Source organism: Citrobacter sp. 21OH12SH02A-Citro (genome assembly GCF_027919895.1).
Taxonomy (GTDB): domain Bacteria; phylum Pseudomonadota; class Gammaproteobacteria; order Enterobacterales; family Enterobacteriaceae; genus Citrobacter; species Citrobacter braakii.
In genome coordinates this window covers 1,797,197-1,817,814 of sequence record NZ_CP114801.1, presented here as the reverse complement: position 1 = coordinate 1,817,814, position 20,618 = coordinate 1,797,197, and the positions used below count along the sequence as shown (strand labels likewise).

The window sequence follows — 20,618 nt, the reverse complement described above, 5'->3', positions numbered from 1 at the left end:
AAGGTGTTCACGCCGCCATCCGGCAACGATGATGTTGTGTTACGCGCGCCCGTAGCGATCCGCAAACCGCACCACATCATCCTCATCGAGGTAAGATCCGGAGCGCACTTCAATCAGATCGAGCGGGATTTTCCCGGGGTTCTCCAGACAATGGGTCGCCCCCAGCGGAATATAGACAGACTCGTTTTCAGCAAGCAGTTTTATATCATCATTGATTGTCACCTTCGCGGTACCGGCAACCACAACCCAGTGTTCAGCCCGGTGATGATGCATCTGCACAGACAATCCCTCACCAGGCTTGACGGTAATTCGCTTCACCTGGTAACGCTCTCCGGCATCAATTGAGTCGTACTTGCCCCACGGACGATAAACTTCGCGGTGAATATGATGCTCATGACGCCCGTCAGCCTTAATTTGCTCTACCACTTTTTTGACGTCCTGCACCGCGTTGCGATCGGCTATCAGCACCGCGTCTTTGGTCTGCACCACCACCAGATCTTTCACCCCGACGGTCGTCACCAGGCCGGATTCGGCATACACGTAACTGTTTTCCGTTTTGTGGCTTATGACATCGCCGTGATGCACATTGCCTTCAGCGGTATGGGCACTGATTTCCCACAGCGATGACCAGGAGCCAACATCGCTCCAGCCTGCGTTCATTGGCATCACCACCGCATCGGCGGTACGTTCCATTACCGCATAGTCCACAGACTCTTCCGGGCAGGCGAGAAACGCCTGTTCATCAACGCGGATAAAATCGAGATCGGGGTCGACCGTGCTCATGGCGTTCTCACAGGCTTCAAGAATATCGGGACGATACTTTTTCAGTTCTTCCAGGTAACGTCCGGCCCGGAACAAGAACATGCCGCTGTTCCAGTAGTAGTCGCCGCTCGTCACGTAAGCCTGCGCGGTTTCCAGATTAGGCTTTTCAACAAACTGTGCCACTTCAAAAGCCACGGCGTCGGTATTCGTCGGCGAGACTTCCCCCCGGCGGATATAGCCATAGCCGGTTTCCGGCTGGTCCGGCACGATACCGAACGTCACCAGCTTACCCGCTCCGGCATAGGGCATCGCATTGCGAACCGCCTCGCGGAATGCCTCTTCGTCGGCAATCATGTGATCGGCCGCCAAGACCAGCAGCAGCGGATCCTCACCCGGACTTTGACGTTTTGCCGCCAGCGCGGCCAGCGCTATCGCCGGTGCCGTGTTACGCCCGGCAGGTTCGAGAATGATGTTCTCAGTCAGTTTGTGCAGCTGTCGTAACTGTTCCGCTACGATAAAACGGTGTTGTTCATTACAGATAACCACCGGGCTTTCGCACTCCACGCCGTTCAGACGGCAAATCGTCGTCTGCAGCATGGTGAGATCGCCTTTCAGGCACAGGAACTGCTTTGGGTACAGCACGCGGGACAGTGGCCATAAACGGCTACCCGAGCCACCGGCCATCACCACCGGAAAGAGTTTGCTTTGACTCATCATGTACCCCGTATATCTGCAAGAAATTGACTCAGCACGTTTTCTTTATCCAGCGTGCGTTCGGCATAATCACGTGCCACCGTGTTTACTTTTGGCATCATCAATGCCCGTTTAATACCGCAAACCAGCGCGTTTACCGACTCCGGCTCCACGCACACCGCAATGCCAGGGTGAGCGTCACAAAGCTGACCCAGCTCGGTTTCAGGTTCGGCAGTAATAACTGCGTTACCACCAACAGCGAGGATATTGGTCAATTTGGAGGGCAGTACGGCATCAGCCGCACCACGCTTTTGCACGACCAGATGACAATCCGCCATCTTGAGCAACGCTGGCAGCGCGTCATATGATTGCAGCGGAAAGAACATCACGTTATTCAGGCCGCGTTCGCTGGCCATGCTCTCCAGCCGAGCTTTACCACCGCCCTGCCCGACAATCACAAACAGCCAGGGGTGTTCGCTCAACTCGACCGCTGCGTCTATCACGCTCTCCAGCCCCTGCTTTTCACCGATATTGCCTGAGTAAAGAACGATCTTTTGATCGGCAGGCAATCCCAGTTGCCTAGACAACGCCAGGGCATCGGCGTCGCTCACATCACGAAAGCGCGTCACTTCTGACCAGTTCGGAAAGAAAATAACCTTGTGCGGCGCAACGCCTTTTTCCATGGCTTTGTGCATCATGGAACGGGAAATCGTCGAAATATGGTCCATATTCAACAGCCCACTGCGCTCAAAGGCGCTGGCCAGTTTTGCCACCATACCGCGCGTGCCTTTGCCCGCCATTCCTAGCCCCAACATGGCATCGACTTCGTAATCCTGAACGTGCAATAGCGTACGTGCGCCACAAAGCTTTGCCAGCAGGCGCATGCCCGGCGTGCAAAACAGCGTCGGCACTACGCCGATAATGCGATCCGGCTTCCAGCGACGTTGCGCCAGTAGCGGGAAAAAACTGCTCAGGGCGAAACTGCCCAAATGCAGCAGGCGCTTGAGCGTTGAGGGTTGCTCAGGCACATACAGCGGACAACGCCAGACGAGGGCATCGCCCTCTTCACGACGGTAGCGCCAGGATGAATAACTGCCGTTTACCTTCCACTGGGGATAATAAGGCGGCGCGGTGATCACCCGAACGTCATGCCCCTGCTGCGCCATCCACTCCACCATTTCACCGGTGTATTTGCCGATACCGGTCAACTCCGGCGAATAGTTGATGCCATACACGAGGATCTTCATAGCCCGGGGTACTCCGGCCTGACTTGTTTTACAGAAGTAAGCCCGACTGTTGTCGTGCACGTGGTCACTGGCCAGAATCTGTGTAGCCGCCATCCATCGGTACGCATCATGTTGGACATTGGGCAGTTGCAAGTCGTTTTCCGACACCCGCAGACGAAATCCCAGCACGATGTAATGCGTTGAGAAATCATCCCCAGAAAAGTTGTCGCCATAGAAGTGCTGCCAGACACCGTAAAACTCCGCAGCGGACAGCGGTAAACGTAACCCCAGCTCCGTTTCGGTAAGCCGCTCAAAGGCCACGTGCAGCGCTTCATCTTTTTGCACCCGACCGCCGGGCACGAACCAGTAACCCTGCGCCGGACGATTGAGACGCTTACCGAGCAGAAATTCACCGTGGGTGTTTTCCACGATCAAATCGATGGAAATCAGCGGAGTTGAACGTACTACGGTGGCAAAATCCTCATGACGTAAAAACATGCTTACCCCCGGTAGCGCTGCTGGTTTTCAAGGAACCACTGCCAGGTACTGGCAAGCCCCGCTTCCAGTGATATCTCGTGATACCAGCCCAACTGATGCAGACGCGTAACATCGAGCAATTTGCGCGGCGTTCCATCCGGTTTGCTGGCGTCGAACACCACGCGCCCCTTGTAACCCACGACCTGCGCGATGGTTTGCGCCAGTTCGCGGATGGTGCAGTCCACGCCGGTGCCCACGTTGATATGCGACAGCATCGGCTGGGTATATTCCTGCAAGACTTCCTGAGCCAGCTCCATCACGTGGATACTGGCCGCTGCCATATCGTCAACATGCAGAAATTCACGCATTGGCGTCCCGCTTCCCCACACCACCACATCCGGCGTATTGTGCTCGCGAGCGTCATGAAAGCGGCGCAGCAGCGCCGGGATCACATGCGAATTACTCGGGTGGAAGTTGTCATGCGGCCCATACAGATTGGTCGGCATCACCGAGCGATAATCGCGGCCATACTGGCGGTTATACGATTCGCACAGCTTGATCCCGGCAATTTTGGCAATCGCATACGGCTCATTGGTCGGTTCCAACTGCCCCTGCAACAGTTCGCTTTCGGCTATTGGCTGGGTGGCTTGCTTTGGATAAATACAGGATGACCCGAGAAACAGCAGTTTATTCACGTTATGCAAATGCGCAGCATGAATAATGTTGCTCTCAATCATCATGTTTTCATAAATAAAATCAGCAGGATAAGTATTATTCGCCACGATCCCGCCGACTTTAGCCGCCGCCAGATAAACCTGGTCAATACGTTCAGTGGCAAAGAACGCCTGCACCGCACTTGCGTCCAGCAGGTTAAGTTGGTCGCGGGTACGCAACACCAGCTCGACATTATCTCGCTGCGACAATTGTCTGACGATGGCGGACCCCACCATCCCGCGATGGCCCGCTACAAAAATACGTTGTGTCTTCATCCTCAGTACTCCAGCGCGATGGCGACCTCGTAACCGTGCGACTTCAGCAGGGAATGCTTCTTCGCTGCTTCAAGATCGTTGGCAACCATTTCCGAGATCATCTGGCGCAACGTGATTTCCGGCTTCCAGCCCAGTTTTTCATGTGCTTTGGCCGGATCGCCCAGCAGCGTTTCCACCTCTGCCGGACGGAAATAGCGCGGATCGACGGCAATCATGACATCCCCAGGTTTCACACCCGGCGCGTCGTGTCCGGTTACGGAAACCACGATGCCTTTCTCATTCACGCCCTCGCCTTCAAAGCGCAATTTAATCCCCAACTGAGCGGCGGCCATTTCCACAAACTGGCGCACGGAATACTGCACGCCGGTGGCAATCACGAAATCTTCCGGCTTGTCCTGCTGCAGCATCATCCACTGCATCCTGACGTAATCTTTGGCATGCCCCCAGTCACGCAGCGAATCCATATTGCCCAGGTACAGACAAGACTCCAGCCCCTGCGCGATGTTGGCGATCGCACGCGTAATTTTGCGCGTGACAAAGGTTTCGCCGCGGCGCGGAGATTCGTGGTTAAACAGAATGCCGTTACAGGCATACATACCGTAAGATTCGCGGTAGTTGACGGTTATCCAGTAGGCGTACAGCTTGGCAACGGCATACGGCGAGCGCGGGTAGAACGGCGTGCTCTCTTTCTGCGGGATTTCCTGTACCAGGCCGTAAAGTTCAGAGGTGGAAGCCTGATAAAAACGGGTCTTCTTTTCCAGGCCGAGGAAGCGGATAGCTTCCAGCAAACGCAAGGTGCCGATAGCATCGACATCCGCGGTGTATTCCGGTGAATCAAACGACACCGCGACATGACTCATGGCGCCGAGGTTATAGACCTCATCCGGTTGCACTTCCTGTAAAATACGGGTCAGGTTGGAGGAGTCCGTCAAATCGCCATAGTGCAGATGGAATTTGGGATTGCCCGAATGCGGATCCTGATAGATATGGTCCACACGTTCGGTGTTGAATGATGAAGCGCGGCGCTTAATACCGTGTACTTCATACCCTTTTTCCAGCAGGAACTCTGCCAGGTAAGAACCATCCTGCCCGGTTACGCCAGTGATGAGAGCGACTTTTGACATGTTATTACCTCTTAAATGATCCCCTCAGGGAGTAACTTTCTCGACGCGTTCGCGTGTGACTATTGCGGGATTTCCCCGACAAACGACATTGGCTGGCAGCGATTTAAATACACTGCTGCGTGCTCCGACGACGGTGCCATCGCCAATCGTCACGCCAGGCGCGACAAAGACATCTGTCGCCAGCCAGCATTTATCACCAACTACAATTGGTGTGGCGTTAATATCAAAATGTTGACTGGCATAATCATGACTCCCGGTGCATAAATAACTTTTTTGCGAAATAACCGCGTGCGCACCAATCGTAATATCACCCAGCGTATATAAAACCGCGTCATCACCCACCCAGGAATAATCTCCCAGGGTTAATTTCCACGGATAAGTAATTTTTACTGAAGGTCGAATAACTACGTTTTTTCCTATTTTTGCGCCAAACATTCGCAATAAAAACGCACGCCAGCGATACATTACCTGTGGGGACCAGCGAAATAATGTGGCTTGCACTGCCCACCATAATTGCACTTTAATGGCACCGCCGCCGCGAAAACCTCCCGGCACGTTGAAGCCGCTTAAATCCTGCATAATGTACCCTTACGCTTTTCCATATAAGGTTTTTGTTTTACCAGTTGTGCGCAGACGTAAATATTCTGACAGCCCGGTCCAAAAACCTGGCATGTGTAATATCTGGCGCTGTACCTTTTTTGCATCCCGGCACAATTCCAGATTATTCGTCGTTGACACCCCACCCATGGAAAACTCTGACACCAGCCCGCTCAGCTTTTTAAACGCGTAACCTGACTTGTATAATTTGGCTGCCAGTGCGTAATCAGACGATATCTTATATTGCAAATCATAGCGCCAGACATTCAGTCCAGAGAGAGGAAAGAAGATTGCCTGATGGCTGGCGGGAAGGCTGTGATAAATATACCAACCCGGCTTGGCCCGCCGCTTAATTTTGTTACCATTACCGAAATCCAGCAACGCATCGCCAATGACCATCGCTTTATCGCTCTGCGTTTTTAGCTGGCGGATAAAATGAGCCGCATCTGCATGCAAAATATCCCCGGAGTTGAGGAACAGCGCAAACCGCCCTCGCGCCATAGCGATACCTTTGTTCATTGCATCATAGATGCCCTTATCCGGCTCGCTGACAAACCGTAACCGGTGCTCTCCACTGAACCCTTCAAGAAAGGCCGAGGTACCGTCAGAGGAGCCGCCATCAACAACAATCCACTCAAAACTGATATCACCCGCCTGCGCCAGATGAGCTAACGACGCGTGAGTTTTGACGATCCCTTCCAGATTACGAAAGGCGACGGTAATAATACTGAGCAGCATGCGTTCTACCTCGCTATATTCAGCGCCTTGCGCAAAATAAACGGACATACAATTAAAAATGCGTATTCCGGACTAAATACTGAACCTGTAAAAAACAGCGACAGCGGCGTAAAAAGATAAAGCTGCACCCGATAATTCTGATTATCACCAAACGCATTGATCATCATCTTCATGACTTTCCCCATGTACCACAGGGCTAATATCACCGCGAACCATGAGAAATAAATAATCAGCAGATACAAGCCATTGTCTATCGTTTTACCAACATCTGCACCGTTAAAAATTCCGAATGACGCAACATATTCATAAAGTGAGCCGAATCTCACTACCCCATCAACGTTAAGTAACGAATAACCGACCATTACTAATGGTCCCACGATACGATAATACGATGATGAGCCTTCAGTTCCTAAATCTCCAAGCCGTGTCGCGATGTACGGAAACGCAAATATCACACCAACGACAAACACGCTTAATGAGATTATCGCCAGCGGCAACTTCTTTTTTATCGCATCTTTATTCAGATACTGGAACGCCCACTCCAGGAGGTAAAACAAAATAAATGTCATTACCCCTGAAAACGATCCTGATAATATTATCCCTGCCAGAATCATAGCATCGGACTTAGGCGTTTTGATACCAAACTGTTTGATACTGAGCCAAATTGAGATTAACGCCAGAGCGAAGAATGCCGGTTCGAAATAGAGTGCAGTGGTACGCTTCCCACCAAACTTAATAAAGTTCAGAACATAGCTATTACTGTAAATAAGATATTTCGAAATAACTTCCATTAAACTGCTGCCGCCACTAAGAATTATCTGCGCCATTTCCACCGCAGCTAACCCCACCACCAGGCCCACAACCAGCCAGAAAAAACGCAAGATCTTAATGTAGTTATGCGGCGAAATGGTTTTGAAGCGAATACTCCACACCATACCGATAATCACCACGGTATAGACAAACAGCATTGCGGACGTCACGTACTTGCTGGCATCCAGTGATTGTCCGAACAGATAGTTAAACGCCGTCAGTCCGCCTCCTACGCCCAGCGCAATCATTAATTTTTTAATATTGATGCGCTCGACAAACAGCAACAGCAGAACGGGCAAGAACGTGACGATAGTTATCGGGAAGCTCTCGCCAAGCTGGGCGAGTTTGACGTTAACCAGCAGATAAAGCAGCGGTAGCACCAGATAGCTACAGATTCTGATAGAACGAGACATACTCCTCCAGCATCTGTTGCCCACTGTATGCCACCCGGCTGCGCTGGCTGAACGCGGCAAGCGACGTGTCAAATACCGCCTGCGCAATGTCTGATCTTTTCAGTTGCACCAGGTGCAAAACATCCGCTTCGCTGAACGTTTTGCCGCCCGATTTCGCCAGCACTTCCTGCGCGGCATCGCTGTGCGTAGCAATCACCGGTACGCCGATGGAAAGCGCTTCGCACAGAATCAGCGGGTAGTTATCAACGCGCGAGCTGAACACCAGCCCATCCATCTCGTTAAGCGCGCTCATCAACGTGCGCTTATCGCTCTCAAACCCGTGATTGATGACGTTATCCCCTACAAACGGGGAAAATTTGCCGAAGGTATGCAGCTCAATTTTGTCTCCGAGCGCAATCATCGCTCGCACCAGTTGCTGACTGGTTTTACCGTCATAGCGCAGGTCATGGGCCACCACGGCGATTTTCGGTCTGCCGCTTTCCTCATGCTTAGCGGGAAGTTCGGCAAGTATGGCTTCCGTTGCCACATCGATGCCGTTGTTAATAATGCGGCAACGACCGGCGCCATACAGACTGTTGAATGCATCGGCCACATGCTGACTGGGCGAGATGAACTGGCAGCCCAGTGCCAGCATGGCGCGAAACATCTGCCGTTTACCAGGCAACTGTTGATGGGCTTTATCGATTTTTACCGGCGGATAGTTACTGAGCGTTGGACATTTCTGACAGCCCGTTTTCCAGCTTTCGCAGCCATCGGTAAAGGCACAGCGCCCGGTCACGCTCCAGTGATCGTGCAGCGTCCAGACAAAGGTGATATCCGGTTTATGCGCCTTCACTTTTTGGCAAAAGGCGACCACTTCTTCCAGATTCAACCAGTAGCTGTGCAACACATGAAAATGCAGTACCAGCGGGCCGGAAGTGCGGGTAACCGTACGGTACAACTTGTCGAGATTGCCAAACATGTCGCGGTTCGCGAAACGAAACAGCGCAATGTTCGCCGCCGACGTCAGACGCGGCGTATGTTTGATAACCTGCGGGTAATTCTCGTGACTGACGCTTTTCTTACCGCCTTTGCCATAGCCGTAGACAAAATGCGATGACAGCCCTTTCTCCAGCGCCCTCAGATGCAAATCTAACGCCACGCCTGCCGCCCCGCCTTCTGCGAGTCGCACATTAAACTGTAATATCTTCATTTTATTACCTTCACCCGTGCCTTCTCGCCCACGACCAGCGTATTGTCCGGGATGCTATCCACTACGACGCTCCCGGCGCCAATCGTCACGTTATCGCCAATGGCAACGCCGCCAAGCAGAGTGACATTGGCCCCCAGCTCAACGCCGTTACCGATGACCGGACAGGACAGATCGTTGCCGCCAAGATTGCCGATGGTGACGCCGTGGCGCAGGGTGAAATCATCCCCCGCCACCACGTGTTTATTGATCACCACCCCATAGCCATGATGGATGGTGAAACGACGACCAATAGATGCAGCTGCCTGGATTTCATAGCCAAACACGCATTCAGTGATAAGGCGATACATCACCAGCACCGGCGCCGCCCACAGGTTGTTCAAGACATTTTTTTTACGCCAGACGGAGCAAAAATGGGCAATCCGATAGGCCACCACCATGCAGCAGGGTCGCAGACTCCAGCCGTTCGCGCGTAAATCTTCCAGCATACTTAGCGTCCTCGCAGTCCGTCGGCCAGGCGCTTACTATTGCGAACAGAAAGCAGCGTCAGCAACGTGCGCCAGTTCATCCGTTTATTGCGGATCTGGTAGAGGGTAAACAGCTGATATTTCTTGCTGGCCCGGTCAAATTTGCCTTTGTGCTTACGGTAGAACTGAAAGTAGCCGGAGAATTTATGCGGGGATGAGGTAATACGCATTTCACCGTGATTCACATGCAGGATCTGCGTTGCCTCTTTTACCTTCCACGGTTTGCCATACGCCACCACCATGCGCAGGAAAATGTCATAATCCTGCGCCGCTTTCAGCGTGGTATCGAACAGGCATGCTTTAAACCGCCAGGCCCAGGTAAACACCTGATTACCAATAATATTGCGCTTATAAAATTTACGGCGTGAATAAACGGCCTTCGGATAGAGCGGCAAACTGGTCGGCTGCGAATATACTTCGCCTTCACAGACATAGTCATTGGCATACAGAAACGCCCGCGTAACCAGATGATGGCGATAATTGAGAAATACGCTCAGGCGGTTCGGCGTCCATTCATCATCATCATCAATACCCGTAATATATTGCCCACTGGCCTGCATGATGGCCTGATTACGCACCGCACAGGCTCCGGAATTAGTGGGATTACGCGTATACGACACACGCGGATCGTTGAGTTCTTCAACAAATTGCTGCAGTTGCTCATACGAGGAAGAGCAATCATCCACAATGATCATCTCCCAGTGAGGATAGTCCTGGCGCAGTACCGATTTAATCGCCCGGATGGCCAGTTGCTGACGGTTCCAGGTGGGCATATAAATTGAAATTAGCGGGTTGTCTGTCGTCATTTTCGTTTCCCAGATATCCCCGTCATACTTCGAGTTGCATCTGCGTTGGCTTTCCTGCAACTCGAATTATTTAGGGTATAAATATGTTTTTGTGGGCCGCTATCCGGCAATGTTCGTAACCTATTTCGTATCCGAGGTGTACTCGTATTCGTAGTAACCGTAATCCTGATACCCGCTGGCGCGGCGGAAGATCGAGTTCAGGATCACCCCTTTCACCTGAATGCCGTTTTGCTCGAAGCGACTCAGGCTGGTTTCCACCTCTTTCAGCGTGTTGACCGCGTAACGCGCCACCATCAGCGTGGTTCCAACGTGACGACCCACGATAGCCGCGTCGGTCACCGCCAGTATTGGCGGGGTATCGATCAGCACCAGGTCATAGTGCGAGCTGGCCCATGCAATCAGTTCGCCAAAGCGTTCACTCATCAGCAACTCGGAGGGGTTGGGGGGAATTTGTCCGCGAGGGATCAGATCAAAATGTGGAATCGATGTCGGTTTCGCGCTGGATGAGATATCCCCCTTGCCGATGAGGATCTCAGACAGACCGTTAACGTTATTGGTCCCCAGCAGCTCGTGGGTATAGCCTTTGCGCATGTCGCAGTCGATCAACAGCACGCGTTTGTTGGTCTGACTAACGACCGCCGCCAGGTTGGCGCAGACAAACGTTTTACCAATTGACGGGCTGACGCCGGTCAGCATCAAGACGTTGTTGCGCGCCTGCATCATGGCAAAGTGCAGGCTGGTACGCAGGCTGCGGACCGCTTCTATCGCAAGATCCGTCGGATTCCCCACTGCCAGCAACTGGCTTTGCTTGTAGCGTTTCACGCCTTTAATGGTTTGCACGTTATCGCGTGCTTTTTGCCATTCTGATAGCGGAATGCTGGCATACACGCTGATGCCATGCTCTTCCAGCGCCTGTGGGCTTTCAATGCCGCGATTAAACAGGGAACGCAGCAGTACACCCACCACTGAAAGCATCAAACCAAGAATGATGCTGCCGAGAATAATCAGCGTCGTTTTCGGCTTCAGTACGCCTGGCTGGGCAATCGCGGGATCGACGATGCGCACATCTCCGACCGTACTGGCCTCAGTAATCTTCAGCTCCTGCTGCTTGTTCAGCAGCTGCATATAGACCTGCTGGCCGGACTCCACGTCACGCGTCAGACGGACAATTTCCTGCTGCGTTTTCGGCATCGCCGTTACGCGCCCGTTCAGCTTGCTTTTCTCATCTTCCAGCGCCTGGCGTTTTTCCAGCAAGGTGCGGTACGCAGGGTGCGCTTTGGTGAACAGCTTGGAAATCTCCGCTTCTTTGAAGGTCAGCTCATTAAGCTGCGCATCAATATTCACCATGGAATCCAGCACCGCTTTGGCTTCCAGCGGCAAATCCACGGAGTCTTTGTCCTGACGAAAGGCATTCAGCTTGTTTTCGGCAACGTCCAGCCGGTTACGTACCTCGGGCAGCTGCTTTGCCAGAAACGCCAGACTTTTGGCGGCCTCTTCGGATTTACGCTCCACGTTTTGTTGCAGATAGTTGCGGGTAATACTGTCAAGGATCTGGCGGATCTGCTCGCGGTCTTCGCCGGTAAAGGTCAGGCTCAGTACGCCAGTGTCTTTGCCGGTTTCCGTCACCATCAGATTATTTTGCAAGGTGTTGATCATGCCCAGCGTGGAGAATTTGCTGACGGTAAATTGGCTCTCAGGGCTGGCATGGATCGCCTCGACCAGCATCGTCACACCGTCATGTTTCAGCACCTGTCCAACCTGCCCCTGGGCGCTAAAACCTCCGTCACTCACCAGCTGATAGCTTTTGTCATTCAGCACGCTTAGCGTGAAGGTCTGTTCATTCATTGCCTTTGGCAGCGTGAAAGTCGTCACGTTAACCGTTTCGTTCTGGCGACCCATCAACCGCTCCCAACCCGCGCCAAAAATGGGGAACGTATCTTTGGTAACCGCGATATCCAGGTTGAGATCGTCTACCGTTTTCCCCAATACCAGCCGTGACTGGATGAGCTGAATTTCCGCTTCAGAGGCCGGAGGTTTGTTCGACAACGCCGAGCCAATATCCTGCACCAGTGAATTTCCGGTATTTTGCTCAATTTGCACCAGCGCGTCCGCACTGTAGATCGGAGTGGCAAATAGCGTGTAGACCGCTGCGCATAATGCAAATGCCGCAGTAATACCAAGCACCCACCAGCGGGCTTCCACCACCGTTGCCACCAGACGACCAATATCGATTTCATCATTGCCCGTTACCGGCGCAGCAGACTGTTTTACTTTTTCTGTCATTGTTTTCCCTGCTCTGCGTTCAGTGCCTGAGCCCATTGGCGTGCAGACCGTTCAAGTAATGCGTACACCGCGTCAAACGCATCACGGCTTTTACGATACGGATCGGGAATTTCGCGCTCGCTGTCCCAGTGACCAAACAACATCACTTTGCCGCGCATCTCCGGCACCATTTCACACAGGGCAGAGATATGGCGTTTTTCCATGGTCAGGATCAGGTCATACTCCCGGCACATTCGTCCCGAGATCTGCCGGGCACAATGGTTCTCCAGTGACAGGTTGTGCGCCTGCGCCACGCTGATAGCGCACGGGTCCGCACCTTTGCCTACCAACGCCCCGAGGCCGGCAGAAGAGACCGTCAACGCCGGGTGAAATTGCCTTAACAAGCGCTCTGCCGTCGGAGAGCGGCAAATGTTCCCCACACAGACAACTAATATTTTGTTAAACATGACGATTACCAGTTGTGAAGGTCGCTGGCCGTGTCCGTCATATAGCGAACACCGCTAATAGTCGGCAGCAACTGATTGATCAAACGGTTCCAGCGAGCAACCGGCGCGGTAGTGACGTACACCACATCGTATGGCTGGAGTCGGAATGACGTCGCCATCACCAGCGATGTCGCATCGGACATATCAAGCTGATAGATATTGGCAATCTTGCCGTTGTTCCCGCCCTCGCCTTTCAATGGACGAATAACGAAAATGCCGCTGGCGTTGGAGGTGGTCAGGTCGATACCTTCCGCGTTGCCGAGTGCTTCGGTGAGCGTCATGCCGCTGAAGTCCATTTTGAGGGTGCTCTGTTTTTTCACTTCCCCCATCACGAAGACTTTCAAATCGTCATTACGCGGAACAAACAGGATGTCGCCAGGATAGAGCAGACGGTTCTGGCTCAGGTCGCCATTTTGCATTAGCGCTTGCAGTGAAATACGTTGCTCCTGACCTTTATGAGTCAGTACTACGTTACGCCAGTCTGCCGCCTCGGTGAGACCACCTGCGGCGTTAATGGCATCGAGAACGGTAAGCGGCACGTTGGTGATGGCCTGCTGGCCGGATTTGTTCACCTGCCCGGAGACATAGGCCTTCTGCGAACGGAAAGCGGCGATATTAACGTCCACCTGCGGGTCAGCAATGTACTTCGCTAAGCGCCCGGTAATATCACTACGAATTTCGGCCAACGTTTTCCCTGACACGCTAACTTTGCCGATGTAGGGGTAAAACATGGTGCCATCAGGCTGCACCCAGTTGCCGGCATCACTTGAGCTACGATACTGTCCGGCCGGCGTGGTGAGTTCAGGATGATCCCAGACGGTGACATTCAGGACATCGCCCGGGCCGACCCGGTACTGATACCCGGAAATCTCCTGGTCGAGAGACATATTAGGCTGCGCAACATTTGGTCGGGGACGTAATTGTTCGACCAGCCGTGGGGTAAGTGGATAAACATTCACCATGCGTTCGATATCAAAATCAGCATCCTGCTGTTTAATCACATCTTTGCCCATCGTAGACATATTGCTGCCCGGAAGCACGGTACAACCGTTTATCAAGATTACCGATACCAATACAGGCATCAATTTAAGTTTGGATTTCATCATTGATTATTTATCACTTTGGCAGAGTAATTATCACGTGCGATCTAAATAGCGACTTCGCCTGTACGCATTTATCTTGCCGTTAATTGAAAAGGAATTTAACTGGCATCTGTCCTAAAAAAAATGAATTCATCTGCGGTCTCTTGACAGAATAATTTAGGCTCGTCTCAGGCGACCAGACACGCTACCGCCCCTGGCTTCATTAGCTACCAATGCACTGATTAATTTAAATTTTTATCTTCCTCTTTATTTTCATCACATTCACAACGGGAACGCATCAGGAATAGCGCCGCTGGTTGATAAGGAAATATTTATCTTTTGATTATTACCGGAGGAATTGTTGCAGCTAAGCGAATATCAGGCAAGGTAACAAGTTACCGACAACTTGCTTTTAAGATTAATATTAAGCGTTGAATTTGTATATTTTTAGGATTTTATTGATATTGACAACATTAATATAGAAATATCCCACCTGCGATATTTCTTAAAGAGCTTTGAATTAATAATATTATTTCCTGTAGTTACATTAAGGCTAATATCCCGTACCTGGTTGTAATAGGCTACAGAGAAATCCCTCCTCGCCATTGCATTTTTCGCCAGTTTTAGGTGATGCTGCCAACTTACTGATTTAGTGTATGATGGTGTTTTTGAGGTGCTCCAGTGGCTTCTGTTTCTATCAGCTGTCCCTCCTGTTCAGCTACTGACGGGGTGGTGCGTAACGGCAAAAGCACCGCCGGACATCAGCGCTATCTCTGCTCTCACTGCCGTAAAACATGGCAACTGCAGTTCACTTACACCGCTTCTCAACCCGGTACGCACCAGAAAATCATTGATATGGCCATGAATGGCGTTGGATGCCGGGCAACCGCCCGCATTATGGGCGTTGGCCTCAACACGATTTTCCGCCATTTAAAAAACTCAGGCCGCAGTCGGTAACCTCGCGCATACAGCCGGGCAGTGACGTCATCGTCTGCGCGGAAATGGACGAACAGTGGGGATACGTCGGGGCTAAATCGCGCCAGCGCTGGCTGTTTTACGCGTATGACAGGCTCCGGAAGACGGTTGTGGCGCACGTATTCGGTGAACGCACTCTGGCCACACTGGAGCGTCTTCTGAGCCTGCTGTCGGCCTTTGAGGTCGTGGTATGGATGACGGATGGCTGGCCGCTGTATGAATCCCGCCTGAAGGGAAAGCTGCACGTTATCAGCAAGCGTTACACTCAGCGCATTGAGCGGCATAACCTGAATCTGAGGCAGCACCTGGCAAGGCTGGGACGGAAGTCGCTGTCGTTCTCAAAATCGGTGGAGCTGCATGACAAAGTCATCGGGCATTATCTGAACATAAAACACTATCAATAAGTTGGAGTCATTACCCAGTTTTACCCATGATCGAATTGTGACAATTGTCATACAACTATGGGTATAGCATTTACTATGGAATGGATTGCCGATCCGTCAATCTGGGCCGGACTCGTCACGCTAATCGTGATCGAACTTGTTCTTGGCATTGATAATCTTGTTTTTATTGCCATCCTCGCGGAGAAACTGCCTCCTGCCCAGCGGGATAAGGCGCGTATTACCGGGCTACTGCTGGCGATGGTCATGCGCCTGCTGCTGTTGGCATCAATATCATGGCTGGTAACGCTGACCACGCCGCTGTTCAGCATTCGCGGCCTGAGCTTCAGCGCGCGCGATCTGATCATGCTGTTCGGCGGTTTCTTCCTGCTGTTTAAAGCCACCATGGAGCTAAACGAACGGCTGGAAGGCAAAGACAGCGAGAACCCGACCCAGCGTAAAGGCGCTAAGTTCTGGGGCGTCGTCGCGCAAATAGTCGTGCTGGACGCTATCTTCTCCCTGGATTCCGTCATTACCGCCGTAGGGATGGTCGATCACCTGGCGGTAATGATGGCTGCGGTGATTATTGCCATCAGCCTGATGGTGCTTGCCAGCAAGTCGCTGACGCGCTTTGTCAACAGCCATCCAACTATCGTCATTCTGTGCCTGAGCTTCTTGCTGATGATTGGTTTCAGTCTGGTCGCCGATGGGTTTGGTTTCCATATTCCGAAAGGTTACCTGTACGCCGCCATCGGCTTCTCGGTCATGATAGAAGCATTGAACCAGTTGGCTATCTTTAACCGTCGTCGCTTCCTGTCAGCCAACCATACCCTGCGCCAGCGCACCGCCGAGGCGGTAATGCGACTGCTGAGCGGGCAAAAAGAAGACGCCGAACTGGATGCCGAAACCGCGGCAATGCTGGCAGACCATCATGAAGGACAAATTTTTGCCCCTCAGGAACGGCGGATGATTGAACGTGTGCTGAACCTTAATCAGCGTACTGTCAGCAGTATCATGACCTCGCGCCATGATATTGAGCACATCGACCTCAATGCGCCGGAAACAGAAATCCGCGCTTTGCTGGAAAAAAACCAGCATACGCGTCTGGTGGTCACCGGCGAAGATGAGCAGGAAGACTTGCTGGGCGTGGTGCATGTCATCGACCTGCTGCAGCAATCTCTTCGCGGCGAGCCGCTCGACTTACGCGTCTTGATTCGCCAGCCGTTGGTGTTCCCGGAAACTCTGCCGCTGCTTCCGGCGCTTGAACAGTTTCGTAACGCCCGGACGCACTTCGCTTTTGTGGCCGATGAATTTGGGTCAGTTGAAGGGATTGTAACGCTCAGTGACGTGATGGAAACCATCGCCGGTAACCTGCCAAATGAAGTAGAGGAGATTGACGCCCGCCATGACATTCAGAAAAACTCGGATGGTTCATGGACCGCAAACGGACACATGCCGCTGGAGGATCTGGTGCAGTACGTGCCTATCCCGTTAGATGATAAGCGTGAATATCACACCATTGCCGGACTGTTAATGGAGTATTTGCAGCGCATCCCGAAAACCGGGGAGGAAGTTCAGGTCGGCGACTATCGACTAAAAACCCTGCAGGTGGAAAATCATCGCGTGCAAAAAGTCCAACTGATACCGCTGCACAGTGAAGAAGAGATGGATTACGAGGTGTAAATCACGAGCCGGAGGCGGCATCAACCGCCATCCGGCAATATGAATCAGAGTTTATCCAGCAACTTTTTAACATCTTTACCGTTGCGGGAGTCTTTATTGCGATCGGCCCAGTCGTTAAGGCGACGTTTCGCTTCATCCTGCAAATGCTTACGCAAAATCTGGTCGACCTGCAGACTGTAGTTTAGCGCCTGCCACTGACCGTAGACTCTGAGAGGAACCGGGGTAGCCTTCAGGAAGTTAATCAGCTTACTTTCTCCATCCCAGCCGCCCAGCACGCGAATGTTAAACAGCGTGTCGCAGTTCAGCTTCACCAGATCCAGCGTTCCCTTGCCGGTCAGCGCCAGCATCGCCGACTCACCCGCCATGTTATCCAGCGTAACCTCGCCGTTATCCAGCGTCATATCGGTTACGAAATGATCCAACCGGGTCACGTTATCCAGGTTTTGCTGAGCTTTGACATCCCCACCGCTACGTTCGACGGCCTGTTGTATCATCTGCTGGAAGTTCATTCCTTCCATTCGCGTATCGCTCATTTCGACATGGGCCTGCCCTTGCCAGCTATGACGAAACGCCTGGGCATCAATATCTGAGCCAGAGAAATCCCCTGCCAGTGATAGCTTACCGGTTAGGGCGATGGGGTAGTCGAAGGCTTTCAGGATAGTACCAATTTCCACGCCTTCCAGGCGCGGATGGAAGACCGCTCGCGGCTGTCCTTTTCTGGCATCCAGCATACCAGGAAGCGACACCAGCCCGCCGTCACTTTTCCCCTGCAACTGCGTAACGTTCAACAAGCCGAACTGGTTGTCAATTTTTGCCGAGACATTGTCAAACGCCATTTTCCGCCACAGCACTTTGTCAGCTTGCAACGCGATGTCTGCCGAAAATCCCTTCAGTCCCTGATACGAAACGGCATCAACCTGAGAAGCAATGACGGGGCGCGCCAGCGTTGACTGACTCTGACCTTGCTGAACTTCACCGTTCGTCGTCACAGCCTCACGTTGTACGAGCAGATTGTCCAGATTGAGCTGACCAAACTTCAGGTCGACGGCCCATTCTGGTTTATCCAACAATGTCACATGAGCTTGCCCGGCGAGAGAGCTGTCGTTAGCGGTCAAATGAATCTGGCTAAACGCGAGCTGTTTTTTCTCTTCCAGCCACTGCGCCTGAAACTGTCCCTGACCTTTGATCCCCTGCGTCGGTAGATCGGCCCCCTGCAGTTGCCAGCTTAGCTGCTCAATATTCGCGGATAAGTTATGCGGATAGTCGGAGGCATCAACGCTGCCGTTGAAGGATAATGCGAGGTCACGCTGATCGCGGTTAACGCGCCCGGAGAAATCAAACGTGCCGCGGTGCTGATTATCCTGTTCCATGTCCAGACGAATATCGCGAACCGTGATCTGTTCATCGTCTTCATGCTGGAATACCAGAACGCTATCGGCAACACGCAGGCGGGCAATATCAAACGACCATCCTCTGTCTTCAGCCAGGTCGGGCAAGGTATTGTCTTTTGGGGCAACGGGCGCATCTTCGCCGCGCACCGCTTCAGTTTGCGGGGTCAGTTGAATCACCGCGCCTTTGAGCATCACCTGCTTCACACTGAGCTGGTGACTCAACAGCGGCCACAACGCGACGTCAAGACGCATATTGTCGGCACGAATCAGGGGTTCGCTGGCGCCTTCAGCCGTTAACACCATGCGCCCCGAGAGGATACTCAGCTGTGGCCATACGTGCCAACGCAGAGGGCCATCCAACTGCAGCTGATATCCGCTACGCGCAGCAACCTGCTTGACCATATATGCGCGGAAATCATTCGGATTAACCAACAGTACTAACGCAGAAAAACCGGCCACCAGCACGACCAGTAGAATCATCAGCGTCGTCAGAAATCGTCTCATGCTATCCCCAATGGACTGAAAATACTCAGTCTTTATCGATCCGGCTGGCAACGGCGCCCTGCTGATCGCGATACTTTGCATCCTGACGACGGTTGTAAGGTCGCGCCGCCGGACCGGAAAGCGGTTCGAAGCTTAATGCGCCAATCGGCATGCCAGGACGCAGGGCCAGCGGTAGTTTTCCGGAGTTGTAAAACTCCAGTACGATGCAGCCAGACCAGCCCGGATCGATACGGTGTGCGGTGACGTGTACCATCAGTCCCAGACGCGCCAGCGAAGAGCGGCCATCTAACCAACCCACAAGATCGGAAGGCAGCGTCACGGATTCGAACGTCACTGCCAGCGCCAGTTCGCCCGGATGCAGGAAAAATGCCTCGCCGTCTTTGAGGACGATTTCATCACTCATCACGCGATCCAGCGCGGCGCTGACTTCATCTTTCGGTCCGCTCAGATCGATATACGCCGCCGTATGCCCGCGGAACGTACGGAATTTGTTGCCAAGGCGCACATCTACCGTGGCGCCGTTGATTCGCTCGACAGGAGGGCGTGGATTGATCGACAGACGACCTTGATCCAACCAGGCTTCAATATCTCGGTCACATAAACGCATGGCACTTTCTCCTTTCGTGCTTCAACCCCTTAATGCCAGGTGCATTAAGGGTGAACCAGGTTATCACTGAACGGTACACAATTCGCTGAACTTATTCAAAGAACTGACTGATTTTAGCCTTCAGAATATCGATGGCGATGCGGTTTTTACCCCCGCGCGGCACAATGATGTCGGCGTATTGTTTTGAAGGCTCAATAAATTGCAGGAACATTGGACGGACGGTTTTCTGATATTGCGCCATCACTGAATCCATTGAACGACCACGTTCGTTCACATCGCGCTTGATACGGCGCATCAGGCAAATATCCAGCGGGGTATCAACAAAAATAGAGAAGTTCATCTCATCACGCAAACGCGCATCCGTCAGCAGCAAAATGCCTTCCAGGATGATGACTTTCTTGGGTTCGATATGAATAGTGTCTTGCGTGCGCGTGTGCTCAACGTAGCTGTACACCGGCAGCTCAATGGCACTACCGCGTTTCAGCGTTTGCAGATGTTGGAACAGCAGGCTGTGATCCATCGCGTTCGGATGGTCGTAGTTGGTTTTTACACGCTCTTCCATCGATAGATGGCTTTGATCTTTGTAATAGCTGTCTTCGGGAATAACGCCAATATGTTCGTCACCGACTTGTTCACGCAATTCGCGATAAAGAGTACTGGCAATAAGACTCTTGCCGGAAGCCGATGCGCCGGCAATGCCGATAATGACGCACTGATGGGACTGATCAGTCATAAATTTAGCGACCTGATTAACCTGGATGTTAGGAAGGGCGGCGCCGAAACGCCAAACGCGGCAATTATAGGGATTTCAGCGGCGCGACGCCAGCCCAGGCTGCACCAATGCCTTCCCTGTCGCAAATTAAAACGGTCATATTTA

Annotated in this window: 18 protein-coding genes and 1 pseudogene; 2 read left to right on the top strand and 17 right to left on the bottom strand. The window is 52.5% G+C overall.

Going from position 1 to position 20,618, the window contains the following annotated elements:
- Positions 1-39: 39 nt before the first annotated feature.
- From cpsB to O6D90_RS08535, 14 genes and pseudogenes are all read right to left on the bottom strand, one after another.
- Positions 40-1,476, bottom strand: coding sequence for a mannose-1-phosphate guanyltransferase (cpsB, locus tag O6D90_RS08600; RefSeq protein WP_019077131.1), 1,437 nt, complete (start codon positions 1,474-1,476; stop codon positions 40-42).
- The gene (wcaI, locus tag O6D90_RS08595; RefSeq protein WP_016156917.1) at positions 1,476-2,702 is read right to left on the bottom strand and encodes a colanic acid biosynthesis fucosyltransferase WcaI; all 1,227 of its coding nucleotides are present in this window, start codon (positions 2,700-2,702) and stop codon (positions 1,476-1,478) included. The genes cpsB and wcaI overlap by 1 nt, the downstream gene beginning before the upstream one ends.
- 15 nt (positions 2,703-2,717) lie before the next feature.
- Positions 2,718-3,179, bottom strand: a pseudogene (locus O6D90_RS08590) (GDP-mannose mannosyl hydrolase); the annotation flags it as partial.
- A gap of 2 nt (positions 3,180-3,181) precedes the next feature.
- Positions 3,182-4,147 carry a GDP-L-fucose synthase gene (fcl, locus tag O6D90_RS08585; protein WP_016156919.1) on the bottom strand — a complete coding sequence of 322 codons (966 nt, stop codon included), beginning with the start codon at positions 4,145-4,147 and terminating at the stop codon, positions 3,182-3,184.
- 2 nt (positions 4,148-4,149) lie between these two features.
- The gene (gene gmd, locus O6D90_RS08580) at positions 4,150-5,271 is read right to left on the bottom strand and encodes a GDP-mannose 4,6-dehydratase (protein WP_016156920.1); all 1,122 of its coding nucleotides are present in this window, start codon (positions 5,269-5,271) and stop codon (positions 4,150-4,152) included.
- Positions 5,272-5,295: 24 nt separating this feature from the next.
- Complete coding sequence (wcaF, locus tag O6D90_RS08575; RefSeq protein ID WP_016153587.1) at positions 5,296-5,850, bottom strand: colanic acid biosynthesis acetyltransferase WcaF; 555 nt, start codon at positions 5,848-5,850, stop codon at positions 5,296-5,298.
- Positions 5,851-5,859: 9 nt separating this feature from the next.
- A complete protein-coding gene (gene wcaE / locus O6D90_RS08570) occupies positions 5,860-6,606 on the bottom strand; it encodes a colanic acid biosynthesis glycosyltransferase WcaE (RefSeq protein WP_016156921.1) in 747 nt (248 codons plus the stop codon).
- Positions 6,607-6,611: 5 nt separating this feature from the next.
- Complete coding sequence (gene wcaD, locus O6D90_RS08565; RefSeq protein WP_016153589.1) at positions 6,612-7,829, bottom strand: colanic acid polymerase WcaD; 1,218 nt, start codon at positions 7,827-7,829, stop codon at positions 6,612-6,614.
- Complete coding sequence (wcaC, locus tag O6D90_RS08560) at positions 7,804-9,021, bottom strand: colanic acid biosynthesis glycosyltransferase WcaC (protein ID WP_016156922.1); 1,218 nt, start codon at positions 9,019-9,021, stop codon at positions 7,804-7,806. The genes wcaD and wcaC overlap by 26 nt, the downstream gene beginning before the upstream one ends.
- Positions 9,018-9,506 (bottom strand): colanic acid biosynthesis acetyltransferase WcaB, encoded by a 489-nt coding sequence (gene wcaB / locus O6D90_RS08555; protein WP_016156923.1) that lies wholly within the window; start codon positions 9,504-9,506, stop codon positions 9,018-9,020. Before wcaB ends, wcaC begins: the two co-directional genes overlap by 4 nt.
- Positions 9,507-9,508: 2 nt before the next feature.
- Positions 9,509-10,351, bottom strand: a complete 843-nt coding sequence (gene wcaA / locus O6D90_RS08550; RefSeq protein ID WP_016153592.1) for a colanic acid biosynthesis glycosyltransferase WcaA — start codon at positions 10,349-10,351, stop codon at positions 9,509-9,511.
- A 120-nt stretch (positions 10,352-10,471) separates the two neighbouring features.
- Positions 10,472-12,634 carry a tyrosine-protein kinase Wzc gene (gene wzc, locus O6D90_RS08545; RefSeq protein ID WP_218731539.1) on the bottom strand — a complete coding sequence of 721 codons (2,163 nt, stop codon included), beginning with the start codon at positions 12,632-12,634 and terminating at the stop codon, positions 10,472-10,474.
- On the bottom strand, positions 12,631-13,080 hold the full coding sequence (gene wzb, locus O6D90_RS08540; protein WP_016156925.1) for a low molecular weight protein-tyrosine-phosphatase Wzb: 450 nt from the start codon (positions 13,078-13,080) through the stop codon (positions 12,631-12,633). Before wzb ends, wzc begins: the two co-directional genes overlap by 4 nt.
- Positions 13,081-13,085: 5 nt before the next feature.
- Positions 13,086-14,225, bottom strand: a complete 1,140-nt coding sequence (locus O6D90_RS08535; RefSeq protein ID WP_016156926.1) for a polysaccharide export protein — start codon at positions 14,223-14,225, stop codon at positions 13,086-13,088.
- Positions 14,226-14,882: 657 nt separating this feature from the next.
- Here O6D90_RS08535 and O6D90_RS08530 point away from each other — a divergent pair.
- Both O6D90_RS08530 and O6D90_RS08525 read left to right on the top strand, forming a co-directional pair.
- A protein-coding gene (locus O6D90_RS08530) for an IS1 family transposase (protein ID WP_151884388.1) occupies positions 14,883-15,580 on the top strand; the annotation gives its coding sequence in 2 pieces (ribosomal slippage) (positions 14,883-15,132 and positions 15,132-15,580; 699 coding nt in all).
- A gap of 75 nt (positions 15,581-15,655) precedes the next feature.
- The gene (locus O6D90_RS08525) at positions 15,656-17,239 is read left to right on the top strand and encodes a TerC family protein (protein WP_032931668.1); all 1,584 of its coding nucleotides are present in this window, start codon (positions 15,656-15,658) and stop codon (positions 17,237-17,239) included.
- Positions 17,240-17,283: 44 nt separating this feature from the next.
- Here O6D90_RS08525 and asmA read toward each other — a convergent pair whose 3' ends face one another.
- The 3 genes from asmA to udk all read right to left on the bottom strand — a co-directional run bounded on the left by asmA (position 17,284) and on the right by udk (position 20,474).
- Positions 17,284-19,134: an outer membrane assembly protein AsmA gene (gene asmA / locus O6D90_RS08520; protein WP_016156928.1), complete on the bottom strand. Its 1,851-nt coding sequence runs from the start codon at positions 19,132-19,134 to the stop codon at positions 17,284-17,286.
- Positions 19,135-19,159: 25 nt separating this feature from the next.
- Complete coding sequence (gene dcd, locus O6D90_RS08515) at positions 19,160-19,741, bottom strand: dCTP deaminase (RefSeq protein WP_016153598.1); 582 nt, start codon at positions 19,739-19,741, stop codon at positions 19,160-19,162.
- A gap of 91 nt (positions 19,742-19,832) precedes the next feature.
- Positions 19,833-20,474 carry a uridine kinase gene (gene udk, locus O6D90_RS08510; RefSeq protein ID WP_003036776.1) on the bottom strand — a complete coding sequence of 214 codons (642 nt, stop codon included), beginning with the start codon at positions 20,472-20,474 and terminating at the stop codon, positions 19,833-19,835.
- Positions 20,475-20,618 lie beyond the last annotated feature (144 nt).

Coding starts and splice junctions, on each gene's coding strand:
- cpsB (WP_019077131.1), bottom strand. CDS start 1,476: ATGAGTCAAAGCAAACTCTTTCCGGTGGTGATGGCCGGTGGCTCGGGT.
- wcaI (WP_016156917.1), bottom strand. CDS start 2,702: ATGAAGATCCTCGTGTATGGCATCAACTATTCGCCGGAGTTGACCGGT.
- fcl (WP_016156919.1), bottom strand. CDS start 4,147: ATGAAGACACAACGTATTTTTGTAGCGGGCCATCGCGGGATGGTGGGG.
- gmd (WP_016156920.1), bottom strand. CDS start 5,271: ATGTCAAAAGTCGCTCTCATCACTGGCGTAACCGGGCAGGATGGTTCT.
- wcaF (WP_016153587.1), bottom strand. CDS start 5,850: ATGCAGGATTTAAGCGGCTTCAACGTGCCGGGAGGTTTTCGCGGCGGC.
- wcaE (WP_016156921.1), bottom strand. CDS start 6,606: ATGCTGCTCAGTATTATTACCGTCGCCTTTCGTAATCTGGAAGGGATC.
- wcaD (WP_016153589.1), bottom strand. CDS start 7,829: ATGTCTCGTTCTATCAGAATCTGTAGCTATCTGGTGCTACCGCTGCTT.
- wcaC (WP_016156922.1), bottom strand. CDS start 9,021: ATGAAGATATTACAGTTTAATGTGCGACTCGCAGAAGGCGGGGCGGCA.
- wcaB (WP_016156923.1), bottom strand. CDS start 9,506: ATGCTGGAAGATTTACGCGCGAACGGCTGGAGTCTGCGACCCTGCTGC.
- wcaA (WP_016153592.1), bottom strand. CDS start 10,351: ATGACGACAGACAACCCGCTAATTTCAATTTATATGCCCACCTGGAAC.
- wzc (WP_218731539.1), bottom strand. CDS start 12,634: ATGACAGAAAAAGTAAAACAGTCTGCTGCGCCGGTAACGGGCAATGAT.
- wzb (WP_016156925.1), bottom strand. CDS start 13,080: ATGTTTAACAAAATATTAGTTGTCTGTGTGGGGAACATTTGCCGCTCT.
- O6D90_RS08535 (WP_016156926.1), bottom strand. CDS start 14,225: ATGATGAAATCCAAACTTAAATTGATGCCTGTATTGGTATCGGTAATC.
- O6D90_RS08525 (WP_032931668.1), top strand. CDS start 15,656: ATGGAATGGATTGCCGATCCGTCAATCTGGGCCGGACTCGTCACGCTA.
- asmA (WP_016156928.1), bottom strand. CDS start 19,134: ATGAGACGATTTCTGACGACGCTGATGATTCTACTGGTCGTGCTGGTG.
- dcd (WP_016153598.1), bottom strand. CDS start 19,741: ATGCGTTTATGTGACCGAGATATTGAAGCCTGGTTGGATCAAGGTCGT.
- udk (WP_003036776.1), bottom strand. CDS start 20,474: ATGACTGATCAGTCCCATCAGTGCGTCATTATCGGCATTGCCGGCGCA.